At 69.3% G+C, this 9,239-nt stretch carries 10 protein-coding genes; 6 read left to right on the top strand and 4 right to left on the bottom strand.

What is annotated here, in order from left to right; genetic code table 11:
* Window positions 1-317: 317 nt before the first annotated feature.
* Window positions 318-773, top strand: a complete 456-nt coding sequence (locus tag OUA97_RS22600) for a nuclear transport factor 2 family protein (protein WP_267234342.1) — start codon at window positions 318-320, stop codon at window positions 771-773.
* A gap of 9 nt (window positions 774-782) precedes the next feature.
* On the opposite strand, the gene ccmB is transcribed toward OUA97_RS22600, so the two are convergent.
* Both ccmB and ccmA read right to left on the bottom strand, forming a co-directional pair.
* Complete coding sequence (ccmB, locus tag OUA97_RS22605) at window positions 783-1,436, bottom strand: heme exporter protein CcmB (protein WP_374453689.1); 654 nt, start codon at window positions 1,434-1,436, stop codon at window positions 783-785.
* 8 nt (window positions 1,437-1,444) lie between these two features.
* Window positions 1,445-2,056: a heme ABC exporter ATP-binding protein CcmA gene (ccmA, locus tag OUA97_RS22610; protein WP_267234344.1), complete on the bottom strand. Its 612-nt coding sequence runs from the start codon at window positions 2,054-2,056 to the stop codon at window positions 1,445-1,447.
* 210 nt (window positions 2,057-2,266) lie between these two features.
* Between ccmA and acnA the strand changes: the two genes are divergently transcribed.
* The 3 genes from acnA (at window position 2,267) to OUA97_RS22625 (ending at window position 6,486) form a co-directional block, all read left to right on the top strand.
* Window positions 2,267-4,957, top strand: coding sequence for an aconitate hydratase AcnA (acnA, locus tag OUA97_RS22615; protein WP_267234345.1), 2,691 nt, complete (start codon window positions 2,267-2,269; stop codon window positions 4,955-4,957).
* 156 nt (window positions 4,958-5,113) lie between these two features.
* On the top strand, window positions 5,114-5,803 hold the full coding sequence (locus OUA97_RS22620; RefSeq protein WP_267234346.1) for a DUF1223 domain-containing protein: 690 nt from the start codon (window positions 5,114-5,116) through the stop codon (window positions 5,801-5,803).
* Between the two features lie 350 nt (window positions 5,804-6,153).
* Window positions 6,154-6,486 carry a DUF2794 domain-containing protein gene (locus OUA97_RS22625; protein WP_267234347.1) on the top strand — a complete coding sequence of 111 codons (333 nt, stop codon included), beginning with the start codon at window positions 6,154-6,156 and terminating at the stop codon, window positions 6,484-6,486.
* Between the two features lie 60 nt (window positions 6,487-6,546).
* On the opposite strand, the gene OUA97_RS22630 is transcribed toward OUA97_RS22625, so the two are convergent.
* Window positions 6,547-7,296: a Bax inhibitor-1/YccA family protein gene (locus tag OUA97_RS22630; RefSeq protein ID WP_267234348.1), complete on the bottom strand. Its 750-nt coding sequence runs from the start codon at window positions 7,294-7,296 to the stop codon at window positions 6,547-6,549.
* 127 nt (window positions 7,297-7,423) lie between these two features.
* On the opposite strand from OUA97_RS22630, the gene thpR reads away from it, so the two are divergent.
* Entirely contained in the window at window positions 7,424-7,960 is a 537-nt protein-coding gene (gene thpR / locus OUA97_RS22635; protein WP_267234349.1) for an RNA 2',3'-cyclic phosphodiesterase, read from the top strand.
* A gap of 17 nt (window positions 7,961-7,977) precedes the next feature.
* Here the strand turns inward: thpR and OUA97_RS22640 are convergent, their stop codons facing one another.
* Window positions 7,978-8,361: a DUF2237 family protein gene (locus OUA97_RS22640; RefSeq protein ID WP_267234350.1), complete on the bottom strand. Its 384-nt coding sequence runs from the start codon at window positions 8,359-8,361 to the stop codon at window positions 7,978-7,980.
* Window positions 8,362-8,455: 94 nt separating this feature from the next.
* Between OUA97_RS22640 and OUA97_RS22645 the strand changes: the two genes are divergently transcribed.
* Window positions 8,456-9,239, top strand: a 784-nt coding sequence (locus OUA97_RS22645) for an HpcH/HpaI aldolase/citrate lyase family protein (RefSeq protein ID WP_267234351.1), incomplete at its 3' end; no start/stop codon positions are given.

Raw genomic sequence — 9,239 nt, forward strand, 5'->3', positions numbered from 1 at the left:
TCGGGGCGGCGCCATTCGCCGCGACCGTCGCGCGGTTGGCCCGGCGCGGCGGCGGGCGGCGGCTGCTGGGCGAGGCTGGCGCCGGCCATCAGGCTGGTCAGCAGGACGCCGCTGAGCGCGACGGGCGCGAGTTTCGTGAAGGTCATGAGTCGTATGCTCCGGTTGCCGCCCCTCAGACCCTTGAACGGCGTGGTTGGTGAAGTCCGTCGCCGCCACGCGGGTTTTCGTCGACAATGACGCAACCGCTTCTGCTGGTTCGATTACACGCGGCGCAGCTTTCGGGCGCTCGGGCCCAGCCAACATGGAGACGGAAATTCATGCGTAACCTTCTCGCGGGCCTGGTCATTGCCTGCGCCCTCGTCGGCGGCCCCGCCCTGGCGGCCGACCTCGACGAGGTCGCGGTGCGGAAGATCGAGGCGACCGCCTACGACTATGTCGACGGCCAGTTGGAAGGCGACGCCGATCGGGTCGCGCGCTCGCTGCATCCGGATCTCGCCAAGCGGGCGGTGAAGCCGACGCCGGACGAGGCGCTCGGCCTGCGCCGGATGAGCAAGGAGGAGCTGGTCGACCTGACCCGCCGCGGCGTGCTGAAGACCCCGCGCGAGAACTGGGACCGCAAGGTCCAGGTGCTGGACATCGCCGGCGACGTGGCCGTCGCCCGGGTCGAGACGCCCTGGTTCATCGACTACTTCCACCTGGGCCGGTTCGGCGACCGCTGGGTGATCGTCAACGCCATGTGGCAGCCCAAGCCGCAGCCGGCCGTCACTGACTGATCAGGCCGGCTAGCTGAGGGCGTTGCGGCAGGCCGCGGCCATGGCGATCGGGCCGAGCGCCACGGCGGCGGCGGCATAGGCCGCCAGCAGCGCGAAGCCCGCCGTCCACGGCAGGCCGCCGGCGAAGGCGTCCAGCGCCCCGCCGCCGAAGATCACCGGCGGCACGAACAGCGGCAGCACGATCACCGCGGTCAGCAGCCCGCCGCGCCGCGCGCCGAGGCTCAGCGCCGCGCCGATGCCGCCGACGAAGGCGAAGGCCAGGCCCCCCATCAGCGCGCAGGCGAAGATCAGCGGCGCCAGGTGCGGCTTGGCCCCCAGGGCGATGGCCGCGACCGGGGCGGCGAAGGCCAGCGGCGCGGCGGTGGCCAGCCACTGTCCCAGGCATTTGATCGCGCAGGCGATCTCCAGCGGGACCGACGACAGGGTCAGCAGATCAAGGGCGCCGTCCTCGTAGTCGCGCTCGAACAGGCGGTCGAGCGAGAGCAGGGCGGCGAGCGCCAAGGCCACCCAGGCCGCCCCCGGGGCGACCGCGGCGAGCCGCGCCGGCTCCGGGCCGGTGGCCAGCGGCAGGAGGGTGGCGACCCCGGCGTAGAAGGCCAGCGAGACCATCGGGCCGCCGCCGCGGCCCCAGGCCAGGGCCGCCTCGCGCGAGAGCAGGGCCATGGCGCGGCTCACGATGCGGTCTCCCCGATCTCGACGGCCAGCGCCGGGATCGGCAGCGGGTCGTGCACGGCGGCCACGATCAGGCCGCCGCCGGCCAGATGTTCGCCCATCAGCTCGCCGAAGCGGGCGCGCCAGTCGGCGTCGAGCGGGCTCAACGGCTCGTCGAGCAGCCAGAGCGCGCGCGGCGCGGCCAGCAACCGGGCCAGCGACAGCCGCCGGCGCTGGCCCGCCGACAGCCGCCGCACCTCCAGGTCCAGCAGCCGGGTCAGCTCCAGCCGGGCGGCCGCCTCGCGGGCGGCCGATTCGCCGGCCCCGTTCCAGCGCGCCCAGAAGGCCAGCTCCTCCCAGGCCGTGCGGGCCGGCTTCTGGCCGTCCTGGTGGCCGGCCAGATGGACATGCTCGGCGCGGGCGTCGACGGGGTCCAGGGTCCCGAACCGGATGGTCCCGGCCTCCAGCGGCGTGAGCCCGGCGATGGCCCGCAGCAGGCTGGTCTTGCCGGCGCCGTTGCGACCGATCAGCGCCGCCGCCCGCCCGGCCGGCAATTCGAAGCCAAGCCCAGAAAACAAAAGCCTTCCGCCGCGTTGAAGCGCCAGATTCTCGATCACCAGCGCCTCGATCACGCCGCGTCTCCTTGCGGGTGATTCTCAGGTAGCGATGAAATACCCCAGCCTGCATGGACGGTTAGGAAATCAGGGTCTATGACGCGCCCGGCCGTCGCCACCTTGGGGGGCGTACGCGGCGCTGGGACGAACGCTGTGTGTCCGCCCCGAAAAGCGCGCGATCCCCGAAGTGGTCCAAGAGCGGCCGAGAACAGAGGAAGGATCCCTGATATGGCGTCTAACGACAGCCTGAAGACCCGCCGCGAACTGGTCGTCGGCGACAAGACCTACGTCTACTACAGCCTTCGCGCCGCAGAGGAAGCCGGTCTTTCGAACGTGGCGCGTCTGCCCGTCTCGATGAAGGTCCTGCTCGAGAACCTGCTGCGCAACGAAGACGGCACGACCGTCGGGGCCGACGACCTGAAGGCGCTGGCCGCCTGGATCGACAACAAGGGCTCGGTCGAGCACGAAATCAGCTTCCGCCCGGCCCGCGTGCTGATGCAGGACTTCACCGGCGTTCCGGCCGTGGTCGACCTGGCCGCGATGCGCGACGCCATGACCAGCCTCGGCGCCGACCCGGAAAAGATCAACCCGCTGAACCCCGTCGACCTGGTCATCGACCACTCGGTGATGGTCGACTACTTCGGCACCGCCAAGGCCTTCGGCGAGAACGTCGAGCGTGAGTACGAGCGCAACATCGAGCGCTACCGCTTCCTGCGCTGGGGCTCCTCGGCCTTCAACAACTTCCGCGTCGTGCCGCCCGGCACCGGCATCTGCCACCAGGTGAACCTGGAGTACCTGGCCCAGACCGTGTGGCTGAACGACGAGGACGGCGCCTCGGTCGCCTATCCGGACACCGTGGTCGGCACCGACTCGCACACCACCATGATCAACGGCCTGGCCGTTCTGGGCTGGGGCGTCGGCGGCATCGAGGCCGAGGCGGCCATGCTGGGCCAGCCGATCCCGATGCTGATCCCGGAAGTCATCGGCTTCAAGCTGACCGGCACGCTGCCGGACGGCGCGACCGCCACCGACCTGGTGCTGACCGTCACCCAGATGCTCCGCAAGAAGGGCGTGGTCGGCAAGTTCGTCGAGTTCTTCGGCCCGGGCCTCGCCGGCCTGACCCTGGAAGACCAGGCGACGATCGCCAACATGGCCCCGGAATACGGCGCCACCTGCGGCTTCTTCCCGGTCACCAAGGCGACCATCGACTACCTGCGCGCCACCGGCCGTGACGCCGCCCGCGCCGATCTGGTCGAGGCCTACGCCAAGGAACAGGGCATGTGGGTCGAGGCCGGCGATCCGGACCCGGTCTTCACCGACACCCTCGAGCTGGACCTCGGCGCGGTGCTGCCGTCGCTGGCCGGCCCGAAGCGCCCGCAGGACCGGGTGCTGCTCTCCGACGCCGCCGCTGAGTTCAAGGCCGCCCTGGCCAAGGACTTCGGCAAGACCGGCGAAGAGCCCCGCGTGCCGGTGGCCGGCGAGAAGTTCGACGTCGGCAACGGCGACGTCGTGATCGCCGCCATCACCTCCTGCACCAACACCTCGAACCCCTCGGTGCTGATCGCCGCCGGCCTGGTCGCCAAGAAGGCGGTCGAAAAGGGCCTGAAGGTGAAGCCGTGGGTGAAGACCTCGCTGGCCCCCGGCAGCCAGGTCGTGACCGACTACCTGAAGGCCGCCGGCCTGACCAAGTCGCTCGACGCGCTGGGCTTCAACCTGGTCGGCTACGGCTGCACCACCTGCATCGGCAACTCCGGCCCGCTGCCGGAAGCGATCTCGGAAGCGGTCAACGCCGCCGACCTGGTCGCCTGCTCGGTGCTCTCGGGCAACCGTAACTTCGAAGGCCGCGTGAACCAGGACGTCCGCGCCAACTACCTGGCCTCGCCGCCGCTGGTGGTGGCCTACGCCCTGGCCGGCAACATGAACATCGACCTGGCCACCGAGTCGCTCGGCGAAGGCAAGGACGGCAATCCGGTGTTCCTGAAGGATATCTGGCCGACCTCGGAAGAGATCGCCACCCTGCAGCGCAAGCACGTCACCCAGAAGATGTTCGCGACCCGCTACGCCGACGTCTTCAAGGGCGACAAGAACTGGCAGGGCATCAAGGTGTCCGGCGGCCAGACCTACGCCTGGGACATGGGTTCGACCTACGTGCAGAACCCGCCGTACTTCCAGGACATGAAGATGGAGCCGGAGCCGGTCACCGACATCGTCGAGGCCCGCATCCTCGGCGTGTTCGGCGACTCGATCACCACCGACCACATCAGCCCGGCCGGTTCGATCAAGGCGACCTCGCCGGCCGGCGTCTATCTGCGTGAGCGCCAAGTGCCCGCCACGGAGTTCAACTCCTACGGCGCGCGCCGCGGCAACCACGAGATCATGATGCGCGGCACCTTCGCCAACATCCGGATCCGCAACAAGATCACCCCGGACATCGAAGGCGGCGTGACCAAGCACTTCCCGTCGGGCGACGTCATGTCGATCTACGACGCGGCCATGCGCTACCAGGCCGAAGGCCGTCCGGCGGTCGTCTTCGCCGGCAAGGAATACGGCACGGGCTCGTCGCGCGACTGGGCGGCCAAGGGCACCAAGCTGCTGGGCGTCCGCGCGGTCATCGCCGAGAGCTTCGAGCGCATCCACCGCTCGAACCTCGTCGGCATGGGCGTGCTGCCGCTGCAGTTCACCCAGGACGGCTGGCAGAAGCTGGGCCTGACCGGCGAGGAGATCGTGACCATCCGCGGCCTCACCGAGCTGGCCCCGCGCAAGCAGCTGACCGTCGAGATGTACCGTCCGTCGGACGGCCGCATCGCCCGCTTCCCGGTCCGTTGCCGCATCGATACCCCGACCGAGCTTGAGTACTTCAAGAACGGCGGCGTGCTGAACTACGTGCTGCGCAACCTGGCCGGCGGTTCGGCGGCCTAAAGTCTTGGTTTGCCTCTCTCACGCAGAGGGGTAGATCATCGCGTTCGAGGGGGTCTGCCGCCCGTGCAGGCCCCCTCTTTCGTTTCCGCGATGCTGCAAGCTGGTCACGCCTTGTTGAAATCCAAAGCTCAGGGAAGTCCGCTTAATTGCGCCACGATGCGTAAGGCCGCGCTTTTCAGCCTCTTGCTCTGCGCCACCCCGCTCGCCGCGGCCGCCAAGCCGCCGGTGGTCGTCGAGCTGTTCACCGCCCAGGGCTGCGCGTCCTGTGGCGAGGCGAACGCCAACCTGGCCAAGATGGCCCAGCGCGAGGGCGTGCTCGCCCTGACCTTCCCGGTCGATTACTGGGACTATCTCGGCTGGCCCGACACCTTCGCCAGACCTGAGTTCACCGCCCGCCAGAAAGCCTATGTGACGCGGCTGGAGCTGCGCGAGCCCTATACGCCGCAGGTGGTGGTCGACGGCCGCAGCCAGGCCGGCGGCCTGCAGACCGAGAAGGTCGAGCGCCTGGTCGCCCAGGCCGCCAAGGGACCGCACGATCCGCCGGACATGGCCTTCATCGGCCCGCGCCGCGTCGACGTCGGCTCGGGCAAGGCGCCGCGCGGCGGGGCCGATGTCTGGCTGGTGCGCTACGACCCGCGCGAACAGGATGTGGTGGTCAAGAAGGGCGACAACCGCGGCCAGACCGTCGTGCATCGCAACGTGGTGCGCGAGATCAAGCGCCTGGGCGCCTGGCGCGGCCGCCCGACCGCCTATCGCCTGCCGGCGGCCGAGGACGGCCTGGCGAGCGCCGTGCTGGTCCAGGGCGTCGACGGCGGCCGCATTCTGGCGGTGGCTGTCCGGGACTGACCCGGCGCCTGAATTTCAGGGATCCAGACGCAAACAAGCCCGCGCGGGAGGGGGGGAGGATCCGCGCGGGCTCGCATGGGGTGGTGCTCAATGAAGAAGCGTCGGCTGACCGAAGCCCACGATCCAGGGGGGCTGGGGGGGCTGTTCAGGATCCGGGACCAGCAGGTCTCCGATCAACCGACGATGTCACTATCGAAGGCGGATCAGGCGCGCGAACGACCGAAATAAGGTCTTTCCGTGGCGCAAGATTACGGTTGTTTTAGATAGGCGGCGGGCGTGTCAGCGACGCAACGGATCGCCGCGCACTGAGCATTTGTCGGCGGCCGGAAATTAAGGCACGCTCGACGGCGATGGCGCTTGATCCGCAACAGCAGCCTCGGACCGCCCAGGTCTTTTTCGAGCGACGCGAGCTCGACCGCCTTCTTGCCCTCTATGGCCGCATGGTCGCCGCCGGCGAATGGCGCGACTACGGCATCGGCGCGCTGGCCGACGCCTGCGTATTCTCGGTGTTCCGCCGCGCGTCCGAGGCGCCGCTCTACCGCATCGAAAAGCGGCCGGCCCTGGCCCGCCGCCAGGGCGCCTGGGCGGTGATCGGCCAGGGCGGCATGATCCTGCGCCGCGGCCACGAACTGGAGCAGGTGCTGCGCTTCTTCGACAAGGGCCGCTTCAAGGTCGTCGACTAGCCAAACAAAAACCCCGGCGGTTTCCCGCCGGGGCTCGAAGCTGTCGTTCCAGGTCAGCGCTTAGCGGCGGTCGCCGAAGATGCTGAGCAGGAATTGGAACAGGTTGATGAAGTTCAGGTACAGGCTGAGCGCGCCGTAGTTGGTGGCCACGGCCTGGGCCGTCTGGTCGCCGCCCATCTCGTAGTAGCTCATCTTCAGGCGCTGGGTGTCGTAGGCGATCAGGCCCGCGAAGATCAGCACGCCGGCGATGCTGATGATGAAGCCCATCATGCTGCTGGCCAGGAAGATGTTGACGATGCTCGCGACCACCAGGCCGATCAGGCCGATGATCAGGAAGCTGCCGAAACCGGTCAGGTCCTTCTTCGTGGTGTACCCGAACAGCGACAGGCCGCCGAAGGCGGCCGCGGTGATCAGGAACGTCGAGAAGATCGAGGCGCCCGTATAGACGAAGGTCAGCACGCCCAGACCCGCACCGATCAGGCCGACGATGGTCCAGTAATAGATGCCCGACGAGCGCGGCGTGACGTTCTTCATGGCGAAGGCGCCGAAGAGGATCACGGCCAGCGGCGCGAAGGCCACGATCATGCCGAGCAGGGTGTAGCCGACCTTGCCCGACGGCGAGACGCTGAACATCAGGTCGCGAACCGGCGGGAACGATCCGGTCACGTACGCCAGAGCGGCGGAGAGCAGGAGACCCAGCGCTACCTTGTTGTAGACGCCAAGCATGAAGCTGCGCAGACCCGCGTCCACCGACATGTCGGCGCGATCTGCGGGGATCGAGCGCGCGTAGCCGCGGTTGAAGTCGCTCATAGGGAAGTTGGCCCTTCTAGACGCGCCCCGAGCGGGCGCATCGTCAAATATCGTGTCGCGCGCGTGCGCATGCAAGGCTGGGTCGATTACGATTGCGTCAGAACCTCAGCGCCTTAGGTAGGTGTCCATGATCCGCCTGTTCGCCGCACTCGCCATTCCCGAGGACATCGCGCAGGACCTCGTCGCCCGCCAGGACCGCTTGCCCGGGGCCCGCTGGCGTCCGCCCGAAGCGTTCCACATCACCCTGCGCTTCATCGGCGACGTGGCCGAGAACGTCGCCGCCGACCTGGACGCGGAGCTCACCACCGTGGGTGGCGGGGCGCTCGAATTGTCCCTCCAGGGCGTGGGGGCTTTCGGCGAAGGGGCCGACATCCATGCGGTCTGGGCCGGGGTCGAGGAAAGCGAGGCCCTGCGCCACCTGGCGCGGTCCTGCGAGGTCGCGGCCCGGCGCGCGGGTCTCAAGCCCGACACCCGGGCCTACAAGCCGCACGTCACCCTGGCCTATCTGCGCCGGCCCAATCCGGCCGACGTCGCCAAGTGGATCCAGGAAAACAACCTGCTGCGCACCGAGCCGTTCCGGGTCACCAGCTTCGGCCTCTATTCCAGCTGGCAGTCGGATCAGGGCTCCTGGTACCGGGCCGAGCGCGAGTATCCGCTGTATTGAGGCGACCGCCTGCGCGGTCAGGCCTCGACCGCGTGGTCCTTGAGGACGCCGAGCGTGACGATCGCCAGGGTCTCCTCGTGGGTCGCCTCCAGCACCACCTGCGGCGCGGCGCCGGCGTCCAGCGCCTCTTTCCAGCGCGGCGCGCACAGGCACCAGCGGTCGCCTGGCTTGAGGCCGGCGAATCCGTACTCCGGCATCGGCGTCGACAGATCGTTGCCGACCATCTTGGAATAGGCCAGGAACTCGGCGGTCATCACCGCGCAGACCGTGTGCAGGCCCAGGTCATGGGGTCCGGTCTCGCAGCAGCCGTTGCGGAAGAATCCGGTCACGGGATCGAGCGAGCAGGCGAGCAGCTCGCCTCCCAACACGTTTCTGGCGCCGGCGTCGTAGCGGGTGGTCATGGCGCCATCCTAACCCTTATGACTGGGGCTTCGCCATCCTGCCTGGAGCCCGCCGACCTTGAACGTCGCCCGCCCGCGCCGCAGCGCCCTCTACATGCCCGCCGCCAACGCCCGGGCGATCGAAAAGGCCCGCGAGCTGCCCTGCGACGTGGTGATCCTCGACCTGGAGGACGCGGTCGCGCCCGACGCCAAGGGGCTCGCCCGCGAGCAGGCGGCGGCGGCGGTCCGCGCCGGCGGCTTCGGTCCTCGCGAGGTGGTGATCCGGATCAACGGCCTCGACACCCCCTGGGGGCTGGAGGACCTGGCCGCCGCCATCGACGCCCGCCCCGACGCGATCCTGGTCCCCAAGGTGTCGAGCGCCCACGACGTGCGGGCCTATGGCGCGGCCGAGGCCGGCGGGGTGCCGCTCTGGGCGATGGTCGAGACCTGCGCCTCGCTGTTCGCGCTGGCCGAGATCGCCGGGGCCGAGGGGCTGGCGGCGCTGGTGGTCGGGACCAACGACCTGGCCAAGGAGATGCGCTGTCGCCTCACCGTCGGGCGCGCGGCCCTGGCCGGGCCGCTGTCGCTGATCGTCGCCGCTGGCCGCGCCCACGGCCTGGCGGTGCTGGACGGCGTGTTCAACGAGATCGAGGACGACGCGGGCCTTGCCGCCCAGTGCGCCCAGGGGCTGGAGTTCGGCTTCGACGGCAAGACCCTGATCCATCCGCGCCAGGTCGAGGCGGCCAACGCCGCCTTCAGTCCGTCGGCGGAGGAGGTCGCATGGTCGCGGGTGGTCGTCGCGGCCTTCGATTCGCCGGAGAACGCCGCTAAGGGTGTTCTTAAAGTCGAGGGGCGCAACGGCAGCAGCGTGTTCGAGCACGAGGCGACGACGACCAAGC

The sequence above is a fragment of the Phenylobacterium sp. 58.2.17 genome (assembly GCF_026411515.1).
Taxonomy (GTDB): Bacteria; Pseudomonadota; Alphaproteobacteria; order Caulobacterales; family Caulobacteraceae; genus Phenylobacterium.

Bases quoted from the DNA above. Each gene is read 5' to 3' on its own strand.
- OUA97_RS22600 (WP_267234342.1), top strand. From the start codon at position 318: ATGCGTAACCTTCTCGCGGGCCTGGTCATTGCCTGCGCCCTCGTCGGC.
- ccmB (WP_374453689.1), bottom strand. From the start codon at position 1,436: ATGGCCCTGCTCTCGCGCGAGGCGGCCCTGGCCTGGGGCCGCGGCGGC.
- acnA (WP_267234345.1), top strand. From the start codon at position 2,267: ATGGCGTCTAACGACAGCCTGAAGACCCGCCGCGAACTGGTCGTCGGC.
- OUA97_RS22620 (WP_267234346.1), top strand. From the start codon at position 5,114: ATGCGTAAGGCCGCGCTTTTCAGCCTCTTGCTCTGCGCCACCCCGCTC.
- OUA97_RS22625 (WP_267234347.1), top strand. From the start codon at position 6,154: ATGGCGCTTGATCCGCAACAGCAGCCTCGGACCGCCCAGGTCTTTTTC.
- OUA97_RS22630 (WP_267234348.1), bottom strand. From the start codon at position 7,296: ATGAGCGACTTCAACCGCGGCTACGCGCGCTCGATCCCCGCAGATCGC.
- thpR (WP_267234349.1), top strand. From the start codon at position 7,424: ATGATCCGCCTGTTCGCCGCACTCGCCATTCCCGAGGACATCGCGCAG.
- OUA97_RS22640 (WP_267234350.1), bottom strand. From the start codon at position 8,361: ATGACCACCCGCTACGACGCCGGCGCCAGAAACGTGTTGGGAGGCGAG.